We start from the raw sequence: 26010 nt of genomic DNA on the forward strand, positions 1-26010 counted from the left end.
CGCGCAGACAAGGACACGGGCCATGAACACCACCATCCTCCCCCTCCCGCCGGAGCATCCCGGCAGCGGCCGTGAGGCAGCCGTGGAAGCGATCACCGCCGCCGACGCACCACCGCCCGCAGCCGACACCGGCGATGCGGCGGCCGTGCAGGCCCGCGCCCAGCGCCTGCACTACCTCTTCCGCCGCAGCCTGCAGCATCCCCACGTGCTGAAGAAGGCGCTGTTCATCTATCGGGAGGTACCGCTTCCATGACCAGCATTCCCGCCCCCCTCGCGCTGGACCGCGAAGCTCTGGCCCGCGACATCCGCTCGCTGCCGTCCCTGCCCACCGTGGTGCAGGAACTGATGCAGCTGCTGCGGCAGCAGGAAGTGCCGATCGAGGTCATCTCCAACACCCTGCGGCTGGACCAGGCCCTGTCCGTCAAGGTGCTGCAGCTGGCCAATTCGCCGCTCTACGGCCTCTCGGGGCGCATCGGCTCGGTGCGTGATGCGATCAACATCCTGGGCCTGCGCCAGCTCGGCGGCCTGGTGATCGCGGCGGCGCTCACCATGCACTTCGACAAGCTCCACGGCCAGTCGCTGCACATGGATGCGCTCTGGCGCCACTCCATCGGCTGCGCCGTCGCATCGCGCCATCTGGCCCTGCTGGCGGGGCTGGACAGCGCAGCGGCCTTCACCGCCGGCCTGCTGCACGACGTAGGCCGCCTGGTGGTCGATAGCCACTACCCCGAGGAAGCGGCCCAGGCCATCGCCTGGGCCGAGCAGAACGATCTATCGCACCGCGAAGCCGAGTACCTGCTGCTGGGCATAGAGCACACGGAACTCGGCGAATGGGTGTGCCGCCACTGGCGCTTCGGCAGCGACATCGTGGAAGCGATCGCCGGCCACCACCGCCCGCCGCCGGCCGGCCCGGTGTCGCTGATCGACGTGGTCCACGCCGCCGACGCCATCACCCACGCGCTGGACGTGGCCGGCGCCGCCACCGAGGCCGTGCCCGACGTGGACCCCATGGCCTGGGACCGGCTGAACCTGCGCGAGGGCGACCTGCCGGCCCTGTTCGCCCGCATAGAGAGCGAATTCAACGAACTGCAGTCCCTGCTCAGCCTCTCGAAGGAGACGACGACATGACATCCCTCGCCCTTTCCACGCCGGTCCATGCCGCGAAGCTGGCGGAAATGTCGGACGAGCAGATCCGCTCCATCGCGGGCGATCTGCTCAAGGCCAACAACGACCTCAAGGAGCTCAACAGCAAGCTCTCGGATGCGCAGAGCAAGCTCATCCAGTCGGAAAAGCTGGCCTCCATCGGGCAGCTGGCCGCCGGCGTGGCGCACGAGATCAACAACCCCATCGGCTTCATCTTCTCGAACTTCGGCACGCTGGAGCAATACCTGGACGACCTCTTCCAGATGCTGGACGCCTACGAGGAGGCCGAGGCCCATATCGGCGAAGGCAACGCGCTGGCGCGCATCCGCCAGCTCAAGGCCGAGCTGGACATCAAGTACCTCAAGGAAGACATCCCGAACCTGATGGGCGAATCCCGCGACGGCATCCAGCGGGTGCGCAAGATCGTGCAGGACCTCAAGGACTTCTCCCGCGTGGACGCCCGCCAGGAATGGGAGGGCGTGGACCTGCACGCGGGCATCGACTCCACGCTCAACATCGTCAACAACGAGATCAAGTACAAGGCCGACGTGGTCAAGCACTACGGCCCCCTGCCCGAGGTGCAGTGCCTGCCCTCGGAGATGAACCAGGTCTTCATGAACCTGCTGGTCAACGCCGCGCACGCCATCACGGCCGAGCGCGGCACCATCACCATCAGCACCGGGGTGGAGGGCGCCAACGTCTGGGTGGAAGTGGCCGACACCGGCGCCGGCATCGCGCCCGAGAACCTGCAGCGCATCTTCGACCCCTTCTTCACCACCAAGCCGGTGGGCAAGGGCACGGGGCTGGGCCTGTCGCTGTCCTACGGCATCGTGCAAAAGCACGGGGGGCGCATGGAGGTGAGCAGCGAGCTGGGCGTGGGCACGCGGTTCCGGGTCACCATCCCCATCCATCACGCCCCGTCGCCGCAAGCCGAAACCCATTGAGTGCAGCCCTGCGGCAGCGAACGGACCATCACCGCCGCCAGCGCCAGCACCCGAGACACCACCGAACCCCGCGCAACCGCCATGGACACGACCACACTCCCCCCCGCCGCACCGCAAGCGGGCCAGCCCGATTCGGAAGCCTCCGTACCTGCAGCGACCGCGGCCGCCCCGCCCCCCGGCGCAGCCTGGACGGTGCTGTGCGTCGATGACGAACCGAGCATCCTCTCGGCCCTCAAGCGCGTGCTGCGCTCCGAAGACTGCAAGGTGCTGCAGGCCGGCAGCGGCGCCGAAGCGCTGGAACTGCTGGAGCAGCACCCGGTGGACGTGGTGGTGAGCGACATGCGCATGCCCGGCATGGACGGGGCCGAGTTGCTCGCACGGGTGCGGGCGCGCTGGCCGGCCACCTCGCGCATCCTGCTCACCGGCTATGCCGACATGAAGGCCACCATCGCGGCCATCAACGAAGGGCAGATCTACCGCTACATCCACAAGCCCTGGGAAGAGAACGAGCTGCGCCTCACGGTGCGCCAGGCCGCCGAGCGCCGCCTGCTGGAGCGCGAGCGCGACGCGCTGCAGGCGCTGACCCAGTCGCAGAACGAGGAGCTGCGCAGCCTCAACACCGGGCTGGAGCTGCGCGTGCAGGAGCGCACCACGGAGCTGCGTGAGGCCAACGAACGGCTGCGGCGCAACTACCTCACCAGCATCAAGATCTTCTCCAACCTCATGGAGCTGCGCAGCGGCGTGCTGGCCGGGCACGGCAAGCGCTGCGCCCACCTGGCGCGCAAGGTGGCCACCGCCATGGGCATGCCCGAAGATTCCGTGCAGGACGTGTTCGTGGCCAGCCTGCTGCACGACGTGGGCTTCATGGCCCTGCCCGACAGCATCCTGAGCACGCCCGTGGCCAAGCTCTCAGCGCAGGACATGGCGCTCTACCAGCGCCACCCCCTGCTGGGCGCCCAGTCGTTCATGGCGCTGGACGACCACCAGGCCGTGGCGGCGCTGATCCGCTCGCACCACGAGCGCTTCGACGGCACCGGCTTTCCGGAACAGCTCAAGGGCGCGGACATCGAGCTGGGCGCGCGCATCCTGGCCGTGGTGGACACCTATGATGACCTCACGCACGGGCACCTGAGCGGCGCGGCGCTGACCGAGGCCGAAGCCCGCACCCTGCTGCAGCGCGGGCGCGGCACCCAGTTCGACCCCGAGGTGCTGGACGTCTTCCTGCACGTCACCCTGGAGGAAAAGCCCAAGCCCGTGCGCCTGGAGCCCATCGCCCCCGACGACCTGATACCCGGCATGACCCTGGGCAAGGATCTGCTGTCCAAGGAAGGCGTGCTGCTGCTCTCGGCCGGCCACGTGCTGTCGGCCGACATGATCGGCCGCATCCGCCGGTACGGAAAGACCGAGGGCCTGCACCTGACGCTCGACATCCGGATGCCCCCCGAATGAGCGCCTGCGGCTGCCGTCCCCGCGCCCTCCCGAGGGCCCTGGCGGCGGTGCCGGCGCCATGGGCTGCAGGGCGGCGCGCGGGCCCTGCATCCGCGGGCAAAAAGCTATTCATTTGATAGCAAAACACCAAGGCATATCAAGCGCTGGCGGCACATCAGGCCTGATTTCTGGAAAGAGGCAGCAGGCCCATGGCCCACTCGCTCACAAAAAGTCAAAAGATTCTTAATGCAGAGTTAAGCGCCCGGCACGACAATCGCGCCCCATGCGCCTGATACCGCCTTTTCTCGCGCTGCAATCGGCCGTGCCCGCTTCGTCGCGCAACGGCAATGCAGCTCCTGCAGCCTCCTCCCCCACCGTCCACCCCGCCCGCCTGATCGTGCTGATCAGCCTGTGGCTGGCCACGGCCTGCAACCTGCCCCTGTGGCGCGCCGTGATCGACCTGCCGGGCGGCATGAGCCTGCAGCGCGCGGGCTTCCTGGCCGCCTTCATGGTCATCGTGGCCGCCGGCACCGCCGCCGTGCTGGCCCTGCTGGCCTGGGGCCGCGCCGTCAAGCCGGTGCTGATCTTCGCGGTGCTGGCAGCGGCCTTCGGGGCCTACTTCATGCTGGCCTACGGCATCGTGATCGACGCCAGCATGCTGGCCAACGTGCTGCAGACCGACGCGCGCGAAGCCACCAGCCTCTTCACGCCGCGCCTGCCCATCACCGTGGCGGCGCTGTCGGTGCCCGCCATCTGGTGGCTGCTGCGCCAGCGGGTCACGCGGCTCTCGTGGCTGCGCCTGGCCCTGCACCAGGTGCTGCTGATCGTGGGCAGCACGGCGGTGGCCGCGCTGATGCTGCTGTGGGTGTTCCAGCCCTTCGCCTCCACCATGCGCAACCACACGCAGCTGCGCTACATGATCAACCCGCTCAACAGCTTCTACGCCGTGGGCAACCTGGCGGCCCAGCCCTTCCGGCAGGACCGCGGCCCGCTGCAGCCCGTGGGCGCCGACGCCCGCCTGGGCGCGAGCTACACCGCGCAGGCCAAGCCGCCGCTGCTGGTGCTGGTGCTGGGCGAGACGGGCCGCAGCGGCAACTTCGCGCTCAACGGCTACGGCCGGCCCACCACGCCGCTGCTGTCCGCACGCGACGACCTGGTGACGGCCCGCGATGCCTGGTCCTGCGGCACCAGCACCGCCACCTCGGTGCCGTGCATGTATTCGCACCTGGGCAAGGAAGCCTACGAATCGCGCAAGGGCCGCTACGAAAGCCTGATCGACGTGCTGCACCATGCGGGCCTGGCCGTGCTGTGGGTGGACAACCAGGGCGGCTGCAAGGGCGTGTGCGACCGCATCGGCGAGACCAACACGTCGTCCGCCAACGTGCCGGGCCTGTGCCCCGACGGCGAATGCCTGGACATGGTGATGCTCAAGGACCTGGACAAGCGCATCGCCGCCCTGCCCGCCGAACAGCGCGCCCGCGGCACGGTGGTGGTGCTGCACCAGATCGGCAGCCACGGCCCCGCGTATTTCCGCCGCTCCGCGCCGGACCGCAAGCCGTTCCAGCCCGAATGCAAGTCGGTCAACCTGCAGGAATGCAGCAAGGAAGAACTCTGGAACGCCTACGACAACAGCATCGTGGAAACCGACTACTTCCTGAACGAAACCATCCGCTGGCTGCAGTCGCATGCCGACACCGCGCAGACCTCGATGATCTACGTGGCCGACCACGGCGAATCGCTGGGCGAGAACAACATCTACCTGCACGGCATGCCCTACTCCATCGCGCCCGACGTGCAAAAGCACGTGGCCTGGATCACCTGGGTCTCGCCCGCCATGGAGCAGCGCCGCGGCCTGACCACGGCCTGCATGCGCTCGGCCATGGGCGACAAGCACATCACGCACGACAACTATTTCCACTCGGTGCTGGGCCTGCTGGATGTGCAGACGGGGGTGTACAAGCCCCAGCTCGACCTGTTCAACGGCTGCGAAGGCAAGGCGCCGCAGGCCAAGGGATAGCGACCCGAACGGCATGCAGCGCACCCGAGGCCCTGGCGCCTTGTGTGCCTTGATTCGGAATGGCCGCCAGCTCAACTCAGGGCTTGCGAACGGCGCCCGGACACCTTCGGCACTGCCGCGGCGGGCTTCATCCGTCCTGCGGCCGCCACCTTGAGCAGCCGCTGGAATGTCGGGCATTGCGCATGGCTCGGCGCGGGGCATGCAGCGGCATGGCGCAGCCCCTGGCTCATCGCGCGGAGACGCTTTATGGTCGCGTCGATTGCGTCGGCCTTCGCCGAGAGCAGCGCGCGATCCACCTGCACGGCACCACCGGGCGAGAGCATGGCTTGGATTTCGTCCAGCGAGAGGCTCCCGGCCTGGCCCAGGGCGATCAGCGCGAGCTGATCGAGCACGTCTGGCGCGAAGTGCCGCCGGCCACCGGCCGCACGGGTGGCCGCGATGAGCCCCTTCTTCTCGTAGAACCGCAGGGTGGAAGCTGGCACGCCGCTGCGCCTGGCGACTTCGGAAATATCCATCGGCGACCCCTTGACTTGAAGTTGACTTCAACTTCTACCATGCCTTCGGCCATTCGGTGAAGACCATCGCAAAGGAGTAGGTATGGCATGGATGGATGTGGCAAAAGTGGTGCTGATCGGGATCGGCGCCACCGCCGTCATGGATGTGTGGTCGCTGGCCCTCAGGCGCCTGGGCGTGCCCACGCTCGACTACGCCCTGGTCGGGCGCTGGGTGGGGCATATGCGCCAGGGCAGGTTCGCGCATGCGGGCATCGGCAAAGCGGCGCCGGTAGCGGGCGAACGGCCGCTGGGCTGGGCGGTTCACTACGCCACCGGCATCGCTTTCGCGGCGCTGCTGGTGGCCGTGCAGGGCTGGGGCTGGCTGCACGCCCCGACCTGGGGGCCTGCAGTGGCAGTGGGCCTGGCGACCGTCCTCGTGCCGATGTGCGTCATGCAGCCCGCGTTGGGCGCAGGGTTCGCGGCGTCGAAGACGCCCACGCCGTGGAGGAACCGCCTGCGCAGCCTGATGACGCATGCGGTCTTCGGAACGGGGCTCTATCTTTCGGGCGAACTGGTCGCGATGTAGGGCGCCTGACGATGAGGGCGGCCAGCCCGGCACCGGCACCGACAAGGGCCCGGACCGCTCGGACGGCGCCATGCCCCAGGCACTGCAGCCTGAAGCTGCCAGCCCACCAAGCCTTCCTGCCACGGCCATGGGCCCGAGCGAACCCGGCAGCGGGCAGGCTTCATAGCCCGAGCCGAGGCCCGGTTCAATCAAACCCTCAGCTCAGTCCAGCTGGCCCTGGCAGAGGTACTTGGTGTGCAGGTAGTCGTCCAGGCCGTGGGTCGAGCCCTCGCGGCCGTAGCCCGATTCCTTCACGCCGCCGAAGGGTGCGGCTTCGGCGGCCAGCGCGCCTTCGTTGATGCCGACGATGCCGGTTTCCAGCAGGCCCGCCACGCGCCAGATGCGGCGCACGTTCTGGCTGTAGAAGTAGGCGGCGAGGCCGAAGGGCGTGTCGTTGGCCGCGGCGATCACCTCGGCCTCGTCGTTGAACACGGTGAGCGGTGCCACGGGGCCGAAGGTCTCTTCGCAGGCGCAGGCCATCTCGGCATTGGCGCCGGCCAGCACCGTGGGGGCGTAGTAGTTCGGGCCCAGCTCGGTCAGGCGCTTGCCGCCGGCCAGCACCTTGGCGCCCTTGGCGACTGCGTCGTTGATGTGGCGCTCGATCTTCTCGACGGCGCGGTCGTTGATCATGGGGCCGATCTGCGAGGCCGGGTCGCTGGCGGGGCCCACCTTCAGCGCGCTCACGCGGGCCGCCAGCTTGGTGGCGAAGGCGTCGTACACCGAGGCGTGCACGAACACGCGGTTCGGGCTCACGCAGGTCTGGCCGCCGTTGCGGAACTTGGCGGCCATGAAGCCATCGACGGCGGCGTCCACGTCGGCATCGTCGAACACGATGAAGGGTGCGTTGCCGCCCAGCTCCAGCGAGAGCTTCTTGAGCGTGGCGGCCGAGCGCTGCGCCAGGTGCTTGCCCACGGGCGTGGAGCCGGTGAAGGTGATCTTGCGCACGCGGCCGTCGTCCAGCCACACGTCGGCGACTTCGGGCGTCTTCTGGCGCGAGGCGGTGACGATGTTCAGCACGCCGGCGGGCACGCCCGCCTCATGGGCCAGCAGCACCAGGGCGAGCGACGTGAGCGGCGTGTCTTCGGCGGGCTTGCAGACCACCGTGCAGCCGGCGGCCAGGGCCGGGGCGATCTTGCGGGCGATCATGGCGGCGGGGAAGTTCCACGGCGTGATGGCGGCGACCACGCCCACGGGTTCCTTGAGCGCGAACATGCGGCGGCCCGGCACGGGCGCGGGAATGATCTCGCCGTTCATGCGCGTGGCTTCTTCGCCGAACCATTCGATGTAGCTGGCGGCATAGGCGACTTCGCCCTTGCCTTCGGCCAGGGGCTTGCCCTGCTCCATGGAGATCAGCCGGCCCAGGTCTTCGGTGTGGGCCACGACCAGGTCGTTCCAGCGCTTGATGATGGCCGCGCGCTGCTTGGCGGGCACCTGGCGCCAGCTGGGGAAGGCGGCGTGGGCGGCGTCGAGCGCGGCACGGGCTTCGGCCGCGCCGGAGTCCGGCACGTGGGTGATGACGGCGCCGGTGGCCGGGTTGGTCACGGGCAGCAGTGCGCCGGCGGGGCCGGGCTGCCACTGGCCGGCGATGAAGTTGGCGCTACGAATCAGATCGGTGCGGGTGAGGGTCAGGGACATGGTGCTTCTCAAGTGAAAAGGGCTGACAGCGCTTGTATTTCAAGCGCCATCAGCTATAGAAAACATAGCAATCTGGGCAGATGGGCCAGATGGGGCCGGTGGCTCAGGCCGCCGCGACCAGGGCCGCGATGGCCTCGCCGACCTGGGTGGTATTGGCCGTGCCGCCCAGATCCGGCGTGCGCGGCCCGCTCTTGATCACCTCCTCGATCGCCGCCACGATGGCGTCGTGCGCCTGGCGCCCCGCGCCCTGGCCCTGCGTGAGGAAGTCCAGCATCAGCGCCCCCGACCAGATCATGGCGATCGGGTTGGCGATGTTCTTGCCGTAGATGTCCGGCGCCGAGCCGTGCACCGGTTCGAACAGGCTGGGGAACGTGCGCTCGGGGTTGAGGTTGGCCGACGGTGCCAGGCCGATGGTGCCGGTGGTCGCCGGCCCCAGGTCCGAGAGGATGTCGCCGAAGAGGTTGGTGGCGGCCACCACGTCGAAGCGCCCGGGCTGCAGCACGAAGCGCGCGGTGAGGATGTCGATGTGCTGCTTGTCCAGCGTCACCTCGGGGTAGTCCTGTGCGACGGCGTCGGCGCGCTGGTCCCACCAGGGCATGCTGATGGCGATGCCGTTGCTCTTGGTGGCGAGGGTCACGTGCTTCCTGGCGCGGCTCTGGGCCAGGTCGAAGGCGAACTTCAGCAGCCGCTCGGCGCCCTTGCGCGAATAGACCGATTCCTGGATCACGATCTCGCGGTCGGTGCCCTCGTACATGATGCCGCCCAGCGACGTGTATTCGCCTTCGGTGTTCTCGCGCACGACGAAGTAGTCGATGTCGCCGGGCTTGCGGCCTGCCAGCGGGCAGGGCACGCCTTCGAAGAGGCGCACGGGGCGCAGGTTGATGTACTGGTCGAACTCGCGGCGGAACTTCAGCAGCGAGCCCCAGAGCGAGACGTGGTCGGGCACGGTGGCCGGCCAGCCCACGGCGCCGAAGTAGATCGCATCGAAGCCCTTGAGCTGGGCCTTCCAGTCGTCCGGCATCATCTGGCCGTGCGCGGCGTAGTAGTCGCAGCTCGCCCATTCGATGGTGTGGCATTCCAGCTCGAAGCCGAAGCGTTCGGCGGCGGCCTGGATCACGCGCATCCCTTCGGGCATGACCTCCTTGCCGATGCCGTCGCCGGCGATGACTGCGATACGGAAGATGGGATTCATGGAGGTTCCTTAAAGGGATGAGGAGGTCAGGCCGCTATGGGGGCCGCAGCGCTGTCGCGCTCTTCCAGCCAGCCCTGGCGCAGTTCGGGCACCGAGCGCGCGAGCAGCTCGTAGTACGGATGGTGCGGGCCGCGGTCGTAGTCGGCGCGCGCCACCTGGGCCAGCTTGCGGCCGTGCTGCATCACCACGATCTCGTCGCAGACCGAACGCACGGTGTGCAGGTCGTGGCTGATGAAGAGGTAGGAAACGCCCAGCTCTCGCCGCAGCTCGGCCATCAGGTCGAGCACGGCCGCGCCCACCACGGTGTCCAGCGCGGAGGTCACCTCGTCGCACAGGATCAGGTCGGGGTCGGCCGCCAGCGCGCGCGCCAGGTTCACGCGCTGTTTCTGCCCGCCCGAGAGGCCGCCGGGCAGGCGCCCGGCCACGGCGTGCGGCAGCTTGACCAGGTCGAGCAGCTCGCGGATGCGGCGCTGCAGCGCCTCGCCCTTGAGGCCCTTGTAGAACTGCAGCGGCCGCGCCAGGATGCGTTCGATGGTCTGCGACGGGTTGAGCGCCGTGTCGGCCATCTGGAACACGATCTGGATGCGGCGCAGCTCTTCCTTGCTGCGCTCGCGCAGCTCGGGCCGCAGCTCGGAATTGGCGAACAGCATGGTGCCCTGGCAGGGCTTGATGAGACCCGCGATGGCGCGCGCCAGCGTGGTCTTGCCCGAGCCCGATTCGCCGATCACGCCGATGGCCTGGCCGCGGTAGAGCTTGAAGTTGATGTCTTCCAGGATCAGCGCCGCGGGCCGGCCGTTCGCATCGACCGGGCCGTAGCCGGCCGAGAGTTCGCGCACGTCCAGGAGCAGCTCGCCCTCGCCCCGGCAGTGCTCGGCCGCGCGCGGCGCGGGCCGGGCGGCGGCCAGCAGCAGGCGGGTGTAGTCGTGCTCGGGCTCGGCCAGGATGCGGCCGGTGGGGTTGATCTCCTGCAGCTTGCCGCCGCGCAGCACCAGGATGTGGTCGGCCATCTGCGCCACCACGGCCAGGTCGTGGCTCACATAGACGGCGGTGGCGCGGCGTTCGCGCACCACGCGGCGGAAGGCACGCAGCACTTCGATCTGCGTGGTCACGTCCAGCGCGGTGGTGGGCTCGTCGAGGATCACCAGGTCCGGGTCGGTGATGAGCGCCATGGCCGCCATCAGCCGCTGCAGCTGCCCGCCCGAGACCTGGTGCGGGTAGCGCTCGCCGATGGTTTCCGGGTTGGGCAGCGCGAGTTCGCGGAACAGCTCCACGGCCTTGGCCTCGGCCGCGGCGCGGGACATGGTGCCGTGGATGCTGGTGGGCTCGACCACCTGGTCCATGATCGTGCGCGAGGGGTTGAACGAGGCGGCCGCGCTCTGCGCGATGTAGGCCACGGTGCGCCCGCGCAGCGCACGCTGCTGGGCGGGCGAGAGGTGCAGCACATCGACATCGCCGATGCGCACGCTGCCGCCCGAGATGGCGCAGCCGCTGCGGGCGTAGCCCATCAGCGCGAGCGCGGTGGTGGTCTTGCCGGAGCCCGATTCACCGATGAGCGCCAGCACTTCGCCGGGCTGGATGGAAAAGCTCAGCGCATCGACCAGGGTCTGGTCGCCTGCGGTGATGCACAGGTCTTTGACGACGACGGAAGCACCCATGTTCAACGCCCTCCGCGTTCGCGGGCCGCACGGCCCGGCAGGTTGTCGATGACGAGATTGACCGCGATGGTCAGGCTCGCGATGGCCAGGGCCGGTGCGATGACGGCGGCGCCGGCATCGGGCAGCGCGCCGATGTTCTCGCGCACCAGCGAGCCCCAGTCCGCCGCCGGCGGCTGGATGCCCAGGCCCAGGAAGCTCAGGCCCGCCAGCAGCAGCACCACGTAGACGAAGCGCAGGCCCAGGTCGGAGAGCATCGGCCCGATGATGTTGGGCAGGATCTCGCGCAGCATGATGTAGGGCGTGCCCTCGCCGCGCGTGCGGGCCACGGTCACGTAGTCCAGCGCGTTGATGTTCACCGCCAGCGAGCGGGCGATGCGGAAGGCGCCGGGCACGTAGATCACCGCGGCGGTGAGCACCAGCACGGTCACCGAGGAGCCGAAGCCCGCCACCAGGATCAGCGCGAACATCTTGCTGGGGATGGCGGTGAGCGTGTCGAGCACGCGGCTGAGCACCGCGTCCAGCTTGCCGCCCACGGCCGCCGCGAAGAGCGCCAGCGTGGTGCCCGTGCCGCTGGCCAGCAGCGTGGCCAGCAGCGCCACGCCCACGGTGTAGCGCGCGCCGTCGATCACGCGCACCAGCATGTCGCGGCCCAGGTAGTCGGTGCCCAGCCAGTGGGCCGCGCCGATGGGCGCGAACACCTCGGAGCCGCCGCTGGCGTCCAGCGTGCTGCCCAGCAGCGCCGGGCCGAAGGCCGCGGCCAGCAGCCAGAAGATCAGCACGACGAGGGCGATCAGGCCGGTGATGCCGAAGCCCGAGAGCCAGCGCAGCGGGCTGCGGCGGCGCACCAGCGGCGCGCCGGCCGCGGCGCCTGCGGTTGGGGTGGAGATGGGGGTCAGGGATTCCATGAGCGTGGCCCTTGGTTCAGCGGTGGCGCAGGCGCGGGTTGGCGACGATGCCGCACACGTCCGCCAGCGTCACGAGGATGAGATAGCCCGCGCAGAAGATCATGGCGCAGGTCTGCACCAGCGGCATGTCGCGCTGCGTCACGCCATCGACCATGAGCTTGGCGATGCCGGGGTAGTTGAAGATGGTCTCGATGATGATCACGCCGCCCAGCAGGTACGACAGCGACAGCGCCACCGCGTTGGCGATGGGCCCGATGGCGTTGGGCAGCGCGTGCGCCATCACCATGCGCAGGGGCGATGCGCCCTTGAGGCGCACCATCTCGATGTAGGGCGCGTCCAGCTGGTCGCTCACCGCCGCGCGGGTCATGCGCATCATCTGCGCCACGATCACGCAGCACAGGCTGAGCACCGGCATGGCGAAGGCGCGCAGCATCTGGCCGATGGATTCGATGTCGTTGACGTAGGAGAGCGCGGGCAGCCAGCGCAGCTTGACCGCGAACACCAGCACCGCCAGCGTGGCGACGAGGAATTCAGGCACCGACACCACTGCCACCGCCGCCGACGACACGAAGCGGTCGAACCACGAGCCGCGCCACACCGCCGAGGCGATGCCCAGCGTGAGCGCGATGGGCACCGAAAAGAGCGCCGTGACCGCGGCCAGCAGCAGCGAATTGGGCAGCCGGCTGGCCACGAGATCGCCCACGGGCATCTGCGTGGTCACCGACTGGCCCAGGTCGCCGCGCACGATGCCGCCCAGCCAGTGCAAGTAGCGCATCGGGGCGGGCACGTCCAGACCCATCTGCGCGCGCAGCGCGGCCAGGGATTCGGGCGTGGCGTCCTGCCCCAGCTGTTCCTGCGCGGCGTCGCCCGGCAGCACGGCGGTGATCGAGAAGACGATGACCGACACGGCCAGCAGCGACAGCAGCGCCAGCAAGATCCGCTGGACCAACAATTTGAGAATCACACGGTTCATGGCGCAGCGGCTTCCAGTGCGTATCGGTGGCAGTAAGGGCTCGGGAGACGGCGGCGCGTCAAGCGTCGAGCCAGACGTTCTCGGCGAACGAGTAGCCCATCAGGCCGCCCAGCGGGATGGGCGAGAGGCCCTTGAGCTTGGTCGAGTGGCCGTCGGTGCTGGCGAGGAACAGCGGGATGCCGATGCCTGCGTCGTTGTGCACCATGGTCTGCATGTCGGCGTACATCTGGCGGCGCTTGGCCACGTCGGTCTCGGCACGGGCCGCGATCAGCAGCTGGTCGAACTGCGGGTTCTTCCAGCGCGATTCGTTCCAGGCCGCGTCGGACTTGAAGAACTGCGTGAACAGCGCGTCGGCGCTGGGGCGCGGGTTGACGTTGCCGAAGCCCACGGGGCTGTTGAGCCAGTGGTTGGACCAGTAGCCGTCGGCGGGCATGCGCTTGACGTCCAGGTCCAGGCCGATGCGCTGGCCGGACTGCTGCAGCAGCAGCGCGATCTCGGTGGAATACATGGCCGCGGGCGACGTGACCACCGGCACCTTGCCCGTCACACCGGACTTCTGCAGGTGGAACTTGGCCTTGTCCAGGTCGAACGCGCGCTGCGGCAGGCCCTTGAAGTAGAAGCGGTTGGTCGGGTCGATCGGCTGGTCGTTGGCCAGCACGGCGTAGTCGAGCGCGATGCTCTTTTTCATCTGCTCGCGGTCGAACAGGTACTTCATCGCCAGCGCGAAGTCGGGGCTGGCGCCCGGGCCCATGTCGCGGCGCATGATCAGGTCGGAATACTGGCCCGACTGGGTGGTGAAGATGGTGTAGCCGGGCGTGGACTTGATGCGGGCCACGGCGCGCGGGTTGACCGAGGCGACCAGGTCCATGCCGCCCGAGAGCAGCGCGTTGACGCGGGCGCTTTCGTCGGCGATGCCCACGAACTCGATCTCGTCCAGGTAGGGGCGGCCGGGCTTCCAGTAGTTGTCGTTGCGCACCACCACGGTCCGCACGCCGGGCTTGAATTCCTTGAGCTTGTAGGGGCCGGTGCCGATGCCGGTGCTGAAGTCGGTCGTGCCTTCCTTGGCGATGACGAAGTGGAAGGTGCCCAGGATCACGGGCAGGTCGGCGTTGGGCGTGGTCAGCACCACGGTCACTTCGTTCGGGCCGGTGGCCTTCACGCTCTCGATCTGCTCGGCCAGGGCCTTGGCCTTGGAGGCGGTGGCCGGCTCCTTGTGGCGCATCAGCGAGAACACCACGTCGCCGGGGGTCAGGGCCTTGCCGTCATGGAAGGTGACGCCCTTGCGCAGCGTGAAGACCCAGGTCTTGGCGTCGGCGGTGGCGAACGATTCGGCCAGCGCGGGCTGGGGCGTGAGGCTGCCGTCCAGCGTGGTCAGGCCGTTATAGACCATGTTGCAGCGCACGTAGTCGTTCTGGTTGGACTGCTTGGCCGGGTCCAGCGTGTCCGATGCGGCCGAGGTGGCGGCTGCCACGCGGATGCGGCCGCCGCGGCGGGGCGTCTGCGCATGGGCCGTGACGGCCATGCCCGCCAGGCTGCCGGCCAGCGTGGCCTGCATGCCACCGGCCATCAGCATGGCGAGCACGTCGCGGCGCGAGGCGCCGCGGCGCAGGGTTTCCATCACGCGAATGCTCTCGCGCGGACCGACGATGTTCTGGAACTGGTTGTCGCTCATGGTGATGCTCCTGGTAGGCCTGAAGGGAAATCGGGGAACGGAAAAGGGAATGGAACGCGGGAATCTCGGAAAACGGTGGCTGCAGCTTTCAGGCCAGCCGGTCCTTGAGCCTGAAATACAGGCCCACCGCCGGCAGGAACCACGGCGGGCCGAAATGGCCGGGAATGGCGGGCCACTGGCGGCTGCGCCAGGGGTTGGCGTCGGCATCGCCGGCCATCACGGCGGCCATGCACTCGCCCATGTGGACCGACATCTGCGTGCCGTGGCCGCTGTAGCCCATGGAATAGAAAAGGCCGTCGCGCTCGCCGGCATGCGGCAGGCGGTCCTGCGTCACATCCACCAGGCCGCCCCAGCAATAGTCGAGCCGCACGGGCCCGAGCTGCGGGAAGGTCTCGGCCAGCCCGGCGCGCAGGATCTCGCCGCTCGCCGCATCGGACTGCGGGCTGGAGATGGCGAAGCGCGCGCGCCCGCCGAACACCAGCCGGTGGTCGGCCGTGAGCCGGAAGTAGTGGTGGATGTTGGCGATGGTGGTGTAGGTGCGCCGCGCCGCGAGCAGCGCCTGTGCGCGCTCCGCGCCCAGCGGCTCGGTCACCACGATGAAGCTGCCGATGGGCACGATGCGGCGGCGCAGCCAGCCGAAGGTGCCGTAGCCGCCGTGGCGCGACGCGCCCGTGGCCAGCAGCACCTGCTTGGCGCGCACGTTGCCGCGCGCGGTGTGCAGCACATGCTCCTGGCCGCGCACGCGCTCGATGCGGTCCACGCAGGTGCCGGTGTGGATCTGCGCGCCCTGCCGCTGCGCGGCCAGCGCCAGCCCCTGGGCGAAGCGGCCCATGTGCATCTGCGCGCTGCGGCGGTAGAGCAGGCCGCCGTGGAAGCGCTCGCTCTGCACCTCGCTGCGCACGCGGCCGGCTTCGAGGATCTCCACGTCGGTATCCACGCCGTCGGCCACCAGGCGCTCGGCGCTGCGGCGCAGGGCGTCCATGTGCTGCGGGCGCGTGGCCAGCTTGAGCTTGCCGTGGCGCAGGAAGTCGCAGTCGATGGCCTCGCTGCGCACGATGCGCTCGACGCTGTCCACCGCATCGTCGTAGGCGTGGTACCAGGCACGCGCCTGCTCCACGCCCACGCGGGCGGCCACGTCGGCATAGTCCACCGCCAAGCCGTTGTTGACGTGCCCGCCGTTGCGGCCCGAGGCTTCCGGCGCCACGCCGTCGCCCGCTTCCAGCACCACGACGCTGGCGCCGCGCCGGGCCAGCGCCAGGGCGGCCGACAGGCCGGTGAAGCCACCGCCGACGATGGCCACATCGACCTGCGCAGGCAGTTCGTGATGTGCCAGCCCGAGGTGGGGCACCGAATCGTTCCAGTAGGAGTCGAGCTTCATAGAAGGGGGCAAAGCGTGGAGGGAAAGTGGGGCGGAGGCAGCGCGGCGCGCGCCTTTTGGATCAGAGGCCGACGACGCCCGGCAGGCCGCCGATGTCGTTGATCTCGACGTAGTTGTAGGCCGGGTTGCCCGGGCCGTGGCCGCGGTTGACGAACACCTTGTTCTTGATGCCGATGTCGTCGGCGGACATCAGGTCGTAGCGCAGGCTGGAGGAGACGTGCAGCAGATCTTCGGGGTTGCAGCCCAGCGAGTCCAGCATGTATTCGAAAGCCTTCAGGCGCGGCTTGTAGGCCTGGGCCTGCTGGGCGGTATAGACGCGGTGGAAGGGCGCGCCGAGCATGGCGACGTTCTTCTGGATCTGGCTGTCGTCGGCGTTCGACAGGATGACCAGCGGGATCTCCTTGGCGACCTTGGCGAGGCCTGCGGGCACGTCGGCATGCGGGTCCCAGGTGGGCACGGCGTCGTAGTAGGTCTGGCCGTCGGTGTCGAAGTACTGGATCTTCCACTTCTTGCACAGGCGGCGCACGGCGTTCTTCAGCACCACTTCGTAGGGCTGCCAGGCGCCCAGCACTTCGTCGAAACGATAGGCCGTGAAGTCGGCGATGAACTGCTCCATGCGATCGGCAGGAATGCGATCGGCGAAGAGTTCGCGCGTCAGCTCGCCCATGCGAAAGCGGGTGAGCGTGCCGTAGCAGTCGAAGGTCACGTACTTGGGACGGAAGGTCATGATTCTCGGATCCTCAGGGTTCTACCGGTCACCGACCGGGGCGGTTCGCAAGCGCCTTAGACGGCTTCTGCGACGGATTCATTGCGAAGGAATTGAAGCACGCGGGTTCGCGGGCGGCATTGGGAAATGAGGCCCTGCGGCACGCGAAGCTGCGGTTTGCGTGGGCCGCGGCGGCATGCCATGCGGCGTGCACCGCCGCCGTGCGGCAGTGCACCCATACGGCGCTGGATCACGGTGGCGAGGCACACTTTTGATGCATGGACACCCGCGCTGCCATCGCGGCAGACGCTGCTGCGCATCGCTGCGCGAACGCCGCACGCACCTGCGCGGCGCACGGCGCGGCACGCGCAGGCAGCACGCGAAACGATGGCATGGAAGAGCTGGGAAGCGGGCACGGAATACGGCGCGCCGCACGGTAGCGGCACGTTCAAGAGAAGGTGATTGATGCTAGGCAGTAACACCCAGCATTTGTGCCCGTAACCCGCACCGGCGCCGCAGCGAATTGCAAAACCGGCGGGCCGCACAGCCGATGCTTGCAATTTGCGGGCAAACCCCAATTCGCGCTGGTGCCTGGCGGCGATGTCGTCCAAGATGCCCGCACCGCCGATTGTCAAAAGGTTGCCTTACATGCTTTCCACCGCTTCCAAAGTCCATCCCAGCACGCGGCCCAATGCCGACGATGACGGCGTGGTGCTGCGCCCCATGACCGCCGCCGATCTGGAGGCCACGCATGCCTTGTCGGCCGAGCTGCGCTGGCCCCACCGCCTGGCCGACTGGGAACAGATGTTCGCGCACGCCGAGGGCGTGATCGCGGAGCGCGACGGCCAAGTGATCGCCACCGCGCAGCGCTGGCGCTGGGGCCGCAGCCACGCCACCATCGGCCTGGTGATCGTCACGCCCGCCTGCCAGGGCCGCCGCGTGGGCCACCGCCTGATGTCGGCGCTGCTGGACGGCCTGGAAGACCACACCGTGCTGCTGCACGCCACGGCCGAGGGCCGGGGCCTCTATGAACGGCTGGGCTTCGTGCGCACCGGAGAGCTGCGCCAGCACCAGGGCGTGGCGCTGCCCACGCCGCTCATCGCGCTGCCGGCCGGCTGCCGCCTGCGCCCCGCAGGCCTGAACGAGGCCGCCGCGCTGCGCCGCCTGGATGCCGAAGCCCGCGGCATGCCGCGCGACGCGCTGATCGACGACCTGCTCTCCACCTCCGATGCCTGCGTGGTGCTGGACCACGACGGCGAGCAGCGCGGCTTCGCCATGCTGCGCCGCTTCGGCCGCGGCCACGCCATCGGCCCGGTGGTCGCACCCGATGCCGAAAGCGCCAAGGCCCTCATCGCGCATCTGGCCGGCATGAACGCCGGCCGCTTCACGCGCATCGACATCGACTGGGACAGCGGCCTGGCCGAATGGCTGGAAAGCATCGGCCTGCTGCGCGTGGATGCGCCCACCACCATGGTTCGCGGCACGCCGCTGCAGGTGCCCGACGCGGGCGAGCCGCGCCTCTTCGCCATCGTCACGCAGGCCGTCGGCTGAACGGCCTTCCGACCTCTCCGCCCCGCCCGCTCCGATCCGCCCCGCGATGACCACCACCTTCCTCTACAAGTCCGATCCCGTGCGTGGCCGCATCTGGGCCGAGGTCTTCCGCCAGCAGGCGCCCGAGATCGACTTCCGCATCTGGCCCGACATGGGCGACGACCCGGCCGGCGTGCGCTTCCTGGCCGCGTGGACGCCGCCGGACGACATCGCCACGCGCTTTCCGCAGCTGCAGGTGCTGTTCTCTTCGGGCGCGGGCGTGGACCAGTTCGACATGTCGGCGCTGCCGCCCGCGCTGCCCGTGGTGCGCATGGTGGAGCCCGGCATCGTGCAGGGCATGGTCGAGTACGTGACGCATGCCGTGCTCGATCTGCACCGCGACCGCCCCGCCTACCGCCGCCAGCAGCAGGCCGCCGAATGGAAGCCGCTGCCCGTGAAGATGGCGCGCGAGCGCCGCGTGGGCGTGCTGGGCCTGGGCTCGCTCGGCCAGGCCGTGCTGGGCTCGCTCACCTCGCTGGGCTTCGACTGCGCGGGCTGGAGCCGCTCGCGCCACGCGGTGGACGGCGTGCAGTGCTTCGCCGGCGCCGACGAGCTGCCCGCCTTCCTGGCGCGCACCGACATCCTCATCTGCCTGCTGCCGCTCACCGACGCCACGCGCAGCTTTCTCGATGCGCGGCTCTTCGCGCAGCTGCCCGCAGGCGCCGCGCTGGTGCACGTGGGCCGTGGGCCGCAGCTGGTCGATGCCGACCTGCTGGCCGCGCTCGACGAGGGCCGTCTGTCAGAGGCCATGCTGGACGTGACCGAGCCCGAGCCGCTGCCCGCCGGCCACCCTTTCTGGAGCCACCCGCGCATCCAGCTCACGCCGCACATCGCCAGCATGACGCAGCCCGTGAGCGCGGCCGAAGCCGTGATCGGCAACCTGCGCCGCTTCGCCGCCGGCCAGCCCATGACGGGCCTGGTGGACCGCGCGCGGGGCTATTGAACCGCCGCGCTGGCGCAGCCCCATGCAGCCATTCCAGGACCCGCGAAAGCCCTGGAAAAGCCGCGCAGAAGCCGCAGAAAAGGCCCGCCGCATGATCTGCTGCCAGCGCCCGAACAACCGCAGCCTGATGCGCTGCAGCCGCGCAAAGCAGCACCCGGGCGCGGGGCAGCGGTTCTAACCTTGCAGGCATTCCCCGACCGTTTCGCCAACGCCACCGCAACGCCCACGCCATGAACGCCATGAACCTGCACTCCGACCTTCCCGAACTCGCCTCGCTCGACGCACTGGACCGCGCCCACCTGATCCACCCGGTCTCTTCCTGGCGCACGCACGAGCGCCGCGGCCCCACCGTGCTGCAGTCGGGCCGTGGCGCCTGGCTGACCGATGCCCGCGGCAACGAGCTGCTGGACGCCTTCGCGGGCCTGTGGTGCGTGAACGTGGGCTACGGCCAGGAAAGCGTGGTGCAGGCCGCCGCCGAGCAGATGCGCCGCCTGCCCTACGCCACCGGCTACTTCCACTTCAGCAGCGAGCCGGCCATCCGCCTGGCCGAGAAGCTGGTGCAGATCACGCCCGAATCGCTCAACCACGTCTATCTGACGCTGGGCGGCTCCGAGTCCGTCGATGCCGCCACGCGCTTCATCGTCCAGTACTACAACGCCATCGGCAAGCCGGCCAAGAAGCACTGCATCTCGCTGGAGCGCGGCTACCACGGCTCTTCCTCGACCGGCGCCGGCCTCACCGCCCTGCCCGCCTTCCACCGCGGCTTCGACCTGCCGCTGAAGACGCAGCACTACATCCCCTCGCCCAACCCCTACCGCTCGGCCGATCCGAAGGACGACGCGGCCATCATCGCCGCCTCGGTCGCGGCGCTGCGCGCCAAGGTGGCCGAGCTGGGCGCTGAGAACGTGGCCGCCTTCTTCTGCGAACCCATCCAGGGCTCCGGCGGCGTGATCGTGCCGCCCGTGGGCTGGCTCAAGGCCATGCGCGAAGCCACGCGCGACCTGGGCATCCTGCTGGTGGTCGATGAAGTCATCACCGGCTTCGGCCGCACGGGCCCGATGTTCGCCTGCGAGGCCGAAGGCGTGTCGCCCGACATCATGACCATGGCCAAGGGCCTGACGGCCGGCTACGTGCCCATGGGCGCGACCATGCTCTCCGACGCCATCTATGCCGCCATCGCCGACGGCGCCCCGGCCGGCGCGCCCATCGGCCATGGCGCCACCTATTCCGCCCACCCGGTCAGCGCCGCCGTGGCGCTCGAAGTGCTGCGCCTCTACGAAGAAGGCGGCATCCTCGCCAACGGCCAGCGCGGCGCGGCGAGCTTCGCCGCCGGCCTGGACGGCCTGCTCAGCCACCCGCTGGTGGGCCATTCGCGCCACCGGGGCCTGCTGGGCGCGCTGGAGCTGGTGAGCGACAAGGCCAGCAAGCGCGGCTTCGACGCCGCCCTGGGCCTGCCCGACCGCATCGCCGCCGCCAGCTACCGCAACGGCCTGGTGTTCCGGGCCTTCGGCGACAACATCCTGGGCTTCGCGCCCGCCCTCACCTACACCGAGGACGAGTTCGCCCAGCTGTTCGCCCGCCTGAAGAAGACCCTGGACGACGTGCTCGCCGAAGCCGACGTGCGCGCCGCCCTCGCCTGAGCTCCCCAAAGGACCCGCGCCGAACGACAATCGGCGCCCTACCCTGACACTCCCGCCGCGCCCACATGATGAACGAAGCCTTCAAGATCGACCGCCTGGACCTGCGCATCCTCGCGCAGCTGCAGAAGAACGGCCGCATGACCAACGTCGATCTGGCCGATGCGGTGGGCCTCTCGCCCAGCCCCTGCCTGATCCGCGTGAAGCGGCTCGAGCAGGCCGGCTACATCGCGGGCTATGGCGCCCATCTGCGGCTGGAGAAGCTGGGCGACACGCTCACCGTGTTCACCGAAGTCACGCTCTCGGACCATCGCCGCGAAGACTTCGCGCGCTTCGAATCCGCGATGCGCGAGGTGGACGAGGTGCTCGAATGCCACCTGGTGAGCGGCGGCTACGACTACCTGCTGCGCTTCATCACGCGGGGCGTGAACCACTACCAGGAGGTGATCGAAGACCTGCTGGAGCGCAACGTGGGCATCGCCAAGTACTTCAGCTACATCGTCATCAAGTCGCCGTTCATCAAGACGCACTGCCCCATCGAGCGGCTGTTCCCGCACCAGCGCTGAAGGCGGGGCGGGGCCGGGCGCACAGAATGCGCCCAATGAGTAAGTTTGATGTAAGTTGTTGAACAACTTGGCGCATACTTGGCGTTTTTCCCCAGCGCCTCAGGACTTGGGGGAGACATTCTTGCGAAGCGCACGGATAGCGGCGCTGCGCTGCAACGGCCCGTCGGGCCGCTGCACGCGGCGCGACGCAGATCGCGCCGCAAGGGTGCCGCTCCCGGGCACGGCCGATCCACCCGAGACCTCTCATCCCCACCATGTTGAACCGCACCACCCTCTCCTTGCTGCAGCGCGCCGGTGAAGCGCTCTATGCCGCCCAGCGCGCCGTCGCGCAGGAAGTCCAGTCGCAGGCCGAAGGCGTGGTCCACACCGTGGCCAGCGCCCCGTTCAGCACCGACGCGGACCGCGCCTACGCCCAGCTGCGCACCGTGGCCCGCCTCTCGCAGGAACTGCAGGCCATGGACGAGCAGCTGCGCTCCCTCTACGGCTCCGCCGCCGCGATGCAGGCGCCCGAAACCCAGGTGCTGGCCGCGCTGGCGCTCAGCGCCCCTGCAGCCCGCAAGGCCCGCGCGGCCGCCGATTCCGCAGCCACCCGCGCCGCGCAGGCAGGCCAGGACAACGCTGTTGCGCAGGACGCGGAGGTCAAGCGCCCCCGCGCCGCGCCGGCCCCTGCCGGGCGCGCACGCCGCTCGTCTGCCGCACCGCGCCTGAGCGGCAATGATTCCAAGGTGCTGGACTATCTGCAGCGCACCCTGAAGAGCGAAGGCTGGACCGAGATGACCCATGCCGCCATGGCGCGCGGCGCGGACATTCCGCTCGGCTCCATCGGCGTGGCCGTCAAGCGGCTGCTGAAGGCCGGCGTGCTGGTGGAAGGCGCGCGCGGGCATTACCGCCTGGGCTGACAGGCGAAGACCCCCGGGGCGGATCGGCAACGCGAATCCGCTCCTGAAACGATAGCTGCAGGCGCTTGCTCCATGCGCGCTGCAGCTATTTTTCTTTCAATACCCCCCAATTAAACGCCTACCCGCCACAAACATGGCGGCAGCGATCAAGGCCGCGCCAGCGCCCGCGCCGCCACCTCGCAGAACCAGCGCACGCCCAGCGGCAGCGCATCGTCGTTGAAGTCGTAGCAGGGGTGGTGCAGCGCGCGTTCGCCGTCCGGGCCCGGGTCGGCACGGCCCTGGCCCAGCCACAGGTAGGCGCCGGGTTTCTGCTGCAGCATGAAGGCGAAGTCTTCCGAGGTGAAGGCCGGGCGCGGCGCCATGTCGGCCGCGATGCCGACGGCGCGCGCGGCCTCCACCGCCAGCGCGGCCTCGGCCGGCGTGTTGACGGTGGCCGGGTAGTAGCGCAGGTAGTTCACCTCGATCTCGGTGCCGCTGGCCAGCGCCACGCCGGCCGCCGCCGCACGCAGCGCGGCCTCGATGCGGTCCTGCGAGGCGGCGTCGAAGCTGCGCACCGTGCCGGTGATCTGCACCTCGGCCGGCAGCACGTTGTGGCTCTGCCCGCCTTCGATGCGCGTGACCGACAGCACGGCCGATTCGCCCGGATCGATGCGCCGCGCGACGATGGTGTTGAGCTGCGTCACCAGCTGGCTCGCGGCCAGGATGGCATCGGGCGTGTGCTGCGGCTGGGCCGCATGGCCGCCGCGCCCGCGCACGGCGATGTCGAAGCGGTCCGCCGCCGCCATGATGGGGCCGGGGCGCGTCTGGGCCTGGCCCAGCGGAAGATCGGGCCAGTTGTGCAGCGCATATACGCTGTCGCACGGAAAGCGCTCGAAGAGGCCATCTTCGATCATGCGCCGCGCGCCGCCCTTGCCTTCCTCGGCGGGCTGGAAGATGAAATGCACCGTGCCGTCGAAGTCGCGCAGCCGCGCCATCTGGCGCGCCGCGCCGATCAGCATGCTGGTGTGGCCGTCGTGCCCGCAGCCGTGGTGCCGGCCCGGGTTGCGGCTGGCGTGCGCCTGCCGGCCCAGCTCCACCATGGGCAGCGCGTCCATGTCGGCGCGCAGGCCCACGCTGCGCGGGCCGCTGCCGCAGCGCAGCGTGCCGACCACGCCCGTGCCGCCGATGCCTTCGTGCACCTGCAGCCCCAGCAGCCGCAGCGACTGCGCGACGATGCCGGCCGTGCGCTTTTCTTCATAGGCCAGCTCGGGGTGGGCATGCAGGTCGCGGCGCAGCGCGATCAGGTCGGGCAGCAGGTCGGCAACGGGGGCGGCGATCGGCTGGACCGCGGTGGGCAGCTCGGATATGGCGGCGGACATGGGTGAAGGGTTCCTGAATACGGGGGTCGAGGCCCGCAGCCGCAAGGGCTGCAGAGCGCAGAAAAGGCTTGTCGCCCGAGCATAGAACGGCACGGCATCGCGGCCTGCCGAACACGGGGCACGCCACGGCAGCGAATTGCGTTTTGGCCCGCAGGCGCCGGAGTTTGTGGGGCAGCGCCGGGCCCAGGACTGGTCAGAACGTGTTTACGATCTCCCAGGGGTCGCGCAGCGGTGTGGGCGGGATGGGATGCAAGGCGCGGTGCGCAGTGGATAGCCCCGCTATCCACAAGCGTCGCAACGCCGCAGAACGCCCGCCGACGTAGCTGCCCTTCGGGTTGGAGCGAAATCGGGCGATTGAACGCCCCGGCTGCTTGCATGGACACGAGTCCATGCGGCGCATCCGAGGCATCCACTCATCCCGATTGCGCTCCAACGCGATCCCCTGCGAGATCGTAAACACGTTCTCAGAACAAGGTGCCCTGCCCCCGCGCCAGCGCATGGCGGAACTGCGAGGCATCCAGCACCGTGCGCTCGCGGTTCAGGCCCAGGCGGCGGCAGGCCGTGTGGAAGCGCTGGCGCAGCAGATCGGCCCAGAGGCCCGTGCCCTTCATGCGCGTGGCGTGGTCGCTCTGGTAGGCCTTGCCGGCGCTGCGGGCGGCCTCGTCCAGGCCGTGCAGGTCCTGGATGCGGGCCATCACGCGGGCGGCGCGCTGCGGGTAGTGCAGTGCCAGCCAGTCGCGCATGAGCGGGTTCAGCTCCCAGGGCAGGCGCACGACGGTGTAGAAGGCCGAGGTGGCGCCGGCCTCGCGCGCGGCTTCGAGCACCTGCTCCATGTCTTCGGTGAGGAACGGGATCTGCGGCGCCACGCTCACGCCCACCGGCACGCCGGCCTCGGCCAGCGCGCGGATAGTGCGCAGCCGGCGGTGGGGGGCAGCGGCGCGCGGCTCCAGCACGCGCGCCAGGGCGCCGTCGAGCGTGGTGATGGTGACGTAGGCGGCGGCCAGCCGGTCGCGGGCCAGGGGCGCGAGCAGGTCCAGGTCGCGCTCCACGCCGCTGGACTTGGTGATGAGCGAGAACGGATGCCGCGTCTCGGCCATCACCTCGATCAGCGCGCGCGTCAGGCGCAGTTCGCGCTCCACCGGCTGGTAGCAGTCGGTGGCCGAGCCGATGTTCACGGCCGTGGGCACGTGCGAGGGCCGCGCGAGTTCGGCGCGCAGCACCTCGGCGATGTTGCGCTTGGCGATGATGCGCGTCTCGAAGTCGATCCCCGGCGACAGGTTGAGGTAGCTGTGCGTGGGCCGGGCGTAGCAATAGACGCAGCCGTGCTCGCATCCGCGGTAGGGGTTCACCGCCTGCTCGAAGAAGATGTCGGGCGAATCGTTGCGGGTGAGCGCGCTGCGCGCCGTCTCCCAGATCACCTCGGTGGCCGGCGGCTGCGCGGGCTCGGCCGCGCCCGATTCGAGCGTGCCCCAGCCGTCGTCGAACGCGCCGCGCTCGTCGCGCATGAAGCGGTGGGCCGTCTGCGCAGCGATGCCGCGGCCCTTGAGGGCCGCAACCGGGATGCGGACCTCGTCGTTCATGGCTGCGGTCGATACTGTTCAAACATACAGCCATTGTAGTGAGCGCGGCTTTGCGTGCCGGCCGCTGTGATTACCCCGGCACCCGGGTGCGGAATGCGCAGCGGCGCCGGAGCCCCTGGGCTACAGTCCCGCCCTTTCGCCGCACGAGGACTTCCCTCCCGCACTTCTTTCCGTTTTTTTCTTCCGCCTTCACCGAGGACTTCACCATGGCTCTTGCACGCTCGCCCTCCATCACCCTTTCGTCGCTGGACGTGGACCGTATCGAGGCCCTGATGGCCGGCATTCCGGCCAGCGCCTTCGCCGGCAAGGCCGCGCTGCAGGCCGAGCTGGACCGCGCCGAGGTGCTGGCCCCGGCCGACATGCCGCCCGACGTGGTGACCATGAATTCGACGGTGGAGTTCTCGATCCGCGAGACCGGCAAGACCTTCTGCCTGAGCCTGGTCTATCCGCGCGACATCGACGGCAGCGCGGACCGCGTCTCGATCTTCGCGCCCGTGGGCAGCGCGCTGCTGGGCCTCTCGGTGGGCGACGAACTCAGCTGGCCCGGCCCGGGCGGCCAGCCGATGACCGTGCAGGTGCAGCAGATCGTCTATCAGCCCGAGCGCGCGGGCGATCTGCACCGCTGAGCGGCCGGGTCGCCGAGCGGCGGCATGAAAAAACCGCCGCGGTA

General features: G+C 69.5%; 24 protein-coding genes. 12 read left to right on the top strand and 12 right to left on the bottom strand.

Features of this window, described 5'->3' with window-relative positions:
• The first annotated feature begins 22 nt into the window (after nt 1-22).
• From BM070_RS01660 to BM070_RS01680, 5 genes are all read left to right on the top strand, one after another.
• Complete coding sequence (locus tag BM070_RS01660) at nt 23-253, top strand: hypothetical protein (protein WP_092936937.1); 231 nt, start codon at nt 23-25, stop codon at nt 251-253.
• Nucleotides 250-1128, top strand: coding sequence for an HDOD domain-containing protein (locus BM070_RS24995; RefSeq protein ID WP_092936939.1), 879 nt, complete (start codon nt 250-252; stop codon nt 1126-1128). Before BM070_RS01660 ends, BM070_RS24995 begins: the two co-directional genes overlap by 4 nt.
• A complete protein-coding gene (locus BM070_RS01670) occupies nt 1125-2087 on the top strand; it encodes an ATP-binding protein (protein WP_217648923.1) in 963 nt (320 codons plus the stop codon). The genes BM070_RS24995 and BM070_RS01670 overlap by 4 nt, the downstream gene beginning before the upstream one ends.
• Before the next feature lie 81 nt (nt 2088-2168).
• Nucleotides 2169-3536 carry a response regulator c-di-GMP phosphodiesterase, NosR family gene (nosR, locus tag BM070_RS01675; protein ID WP_092937299.1) on the top strand — a complete coding sequence of 456 codons (1368 nt, stop codon included), beginning with the start codon at nt 2169-2171 and terminating at the stop codon, nt 3534-3536.
• 262 nt (nt 3537-3798) lie between these two features.
• Complete coding sequence (locus tag BM070_RS01680) at nt 3799-5532, top strand: phosphoethanolamine transferase (protein WP_092936943.1); 1734 nt, start codon at nt 3799-3801, stop codon at nt 5530-5532.
• Between the two features lie 71 nt (nt 5533-5603).
• Here BM070_RS01680 and BM070_RS01685 read toward each other — a convergent pair whose 3' ends face one another.
• Complete coding sequence (locus BM070_RS01685; RefSeq protein ID WP_092936945.1) at nt 5604-6047, bottom strand: helix-turn-helix domain-containing protein; 444 nt, start codon at nt 6045-6047, stop codon at nt 5604-5606.
• Nucleotides 6048-6129: 82 nt separating this feature from the next.
• On the opposite strand from BM070_RS01685, the gene BM070_RS01690 reads away from it, so the two are divergent.
• Nucleotides 6130-6612, top strand: coding sequence for a DUF2938 domain-containing protein (locus tag BM070_RS01690; RefSeq protein WP_092936947.1), 483 nt, complete (start codon nt 6130-6132; stop codon nt 6610-6612).
• Between the two features lie 201 nt (nt 6613-6813).
• Here the strand turns inward: BM070_RS01690 and BM070_RS01695 are convergent, their stop codons facing one another.
• The 9 genes from BM070_RS01695 to BM070_RS23985 form a co-directional block, all read right to left on the bottom strand.
• A complete protein-coding gene (locus tag BM070_RS01695; RefSeq protein ID WP_092936949.1) occupies nt 6814-8286 on the bottom strand; it encodes an NAD-dependent succinate-semialdehyde dehydrogenase in 1473 nt (490 codons plus the stop codon).
• A 103-nt stretch (nt 8287-8389) separates the two neighbouring features.
• The gene (locus tag BM070_RS01700; protein WP_092936951.1) at nt 8390-9478 is read right to left on the bottom strand and encodes a tartrate dehydrogenase; all 1089 of its coding nucleotides are present in this window, start codon (nt 9476-9478) and stop codon (nt 8390-8392) included.
• Between the two features lie 26 nt (nt 9479-9504).
• A complete protein-coding gene (locus tag BM070_RS01705) occupies nt 9505-11133 on the bottom strand; it encodes an ABC transporter ATP-binding protein (RefSeq protein WP_092936953.1) in 1629 nt (542 codons plus the stop codon).
• A 2-nt stretch (nt 11134-11135) separates the two neighbouring features.
• On the bottom strand, nt 11136-12038 hold the full coding sequence (locus BM070_RS01710) for an ABC transporter permease (protein WP_092936955.1): 903 nt from the start codon (nt 12036-12038) through the stop codon (nt 11136-11138).
• A 16-nt stretch (nt 12039-12054) separates the two neighbouring features.
• Nucleotides 12055-13011 (bottom strand): ABC transporter permease, encoded by a 957-nt coding sequence (locus tag BM070_RS01715; protein WP_092936957.1) that lies wholly within the window; start codon nt 13009-13011, stop codon nt 12055-12057.
• Nucleotides 13012-13069: 58 nt separating this feature from the next.
• Nucleotides 13070-14683 carry an ABC transporter substrate-binding protein gene (locus BM070_RS01720; protein ID WP_092936959.1) on the bottom strand — a complete coding sequence of 538 codons (1614 nt, stop codon included), beginning with the start codon at nt 14681-14683 and terminating at the stop codon, nt 13070-13072.
• Nucleotides 14684-14771: 88 nt separating this feature from the next.
• Complete coding sequence (locus BM070_RS01725; RefSeq protein WP_092936961.1) at nt 14772-16061, bottom strand: NAD(P)/FAD-dependent oxidoreductase; 1290 nt, start codon at nt 16059-16061, stop codon at nt 14772-14774.
• 61 nt (nt 16062-16122) lie between these two features.
• A complete protein-coding gene (locus BM070_RS01730; RefSeq protein WP_092936963.1) occupies nt 16123-16788 on the bottom strand; it encodes a haloacid dehalogenase type II in 666 nt (221 codons plus the stop codon).
• A gap of 56 nt (nt 16789-16844) precedes the next feature.
• Complete coding sequence (locus BM070_RS23985) at nt 16845-17378, bottom strand: hypothetical protein (protein ID WP_139222754.1); 534 nt, start codon at nt 17376-17378, stop codon at nt 16845-16847.
• 37 nt (nt 17379-17415) lie between these two features.
• Here BM070_RS23985 and BM070_RS01735 point away from each other — a divergent pair, with 37 nt between their 5' ends.
• The 5 genes from BM070_RS01735 to BM070_RS01755 all read left to right on the top strand — a co-directional run bounded on the left by BM070_RS01735 (nt 17416) and on the right by BM070_RS01755 (nt 22402).
• Nucleotides 17416-18318 (top strand): GNAT family N-acetyltransferase, encoded by a 903-nt coding sequence (locus tag BM070_RS01735; protein WP_092936965.1) that lies wholly within the window; start codon nt 17416-17418, stop codon nt 18316-18318.
• 46 nt (nt 18319-18364) lie between these two features.
• The gene (locus BM070_RS01740) at nt 18365-19300 is read left to right on the top strand and encodes a 2-hydroxyacid dehydrogenase (protein ID WP_092936967.1); all 936 of its coding nucleotides are present in this window, start codon (nt 18365-18367) and stop codon (nt 19298-19300) included.
• A gap of 239 nt (nt 19301-19539) precedes the next feature.
• The gene (locus tag BM070_RS01745) at nt 19540-20940 is read left to right on the top strand and encodes an aspartate aminotransferase family protein (protein ID WP_092937301.1); all 1401 of its coding nucleotides are present in this window, start codon (nt 19540-19542) and stop codon (nt 20938-20940) included.
• Nucleotides 20941-21008: 68 nt separating this feature from the next.
• Nucleotides 21009-21503, top strand: a complete 495-nt coding sequence (locus tag BM070_RS01750) for an Lrp/AsnC family transcriptional regulator (protein ID WP_092937303.1) — start codon at nt 21009-21011, stop codon at nt 21501-21503.
• Between the two features lie 254 nt (nt 21504-21757).
• Nucleotides 21758-22402, top strand: a complete 645-nt coding sequence (locus BM070_RS01755) for a hypothetical protein (RefSeq protein ID WP_092936969.1) — start codon at nt 21758-21760, stop codon at nt 22400-22402.
• Nucleotides 22403-22548: 146 nt separating this feature from the next.
• Here the strand turns inward: BM070_RS01755 and BM070_RS01760 are convergent, their stop codons facing one another.
• Both BM070_RS01760 and BM070_RS01765 read right to left on the bottom strand, forming a co-directional pair.
• Complete coding sequence (locus tag BM070_RS01760; RefSeq protein ID WP_092936971.1) at nt 22549-23760, bottom strand: amidohydrolase; 1212 nt, start codon at nt 23758-23760, stop codon at nt 22549-22551.
• A gap of 464 nt (nt 23761-24224) precedes the next feature.
• Entirely contained in the window at nt 24225-25340 is a 1116-nt protein-coding gene (locus tag BM070_RS01765; protein ID WP_092936973.1) for a PA0069 family radical SAM protein, read from the bottom strand.
• A 206-nt stretch (nt 25341-25546) separates the two neighbouring features.
• Here BM070_RS01765 and rnk point away from each other — a divergent pair, with 206 nt between their 5' ends.
• Nucleotides 25547-25966, top strand: coding sequence for a nucleoside diphosphate kinase regulator (gene rnk, locus BM070_RS01770; RefSeq protein ID WP_092936975.1), 420 nt, complete (start codon nt 25547-25549; stop codon nt 25964-25966).
• Nucleotides 25967-26010: the final 44 nt, after the last annotated feature.

Origin of the sequence: Paracidovorax wautersii, from assembly GCF_900113035.1 — a bacterium.
Taxonomy (GTDB): Bacteria; Pseudomonadota; Gammaproteobacteria; order Burkholderiales; family Burkholderiaceae_C; genus Paracidovorax; species Paracidovorax wautersii.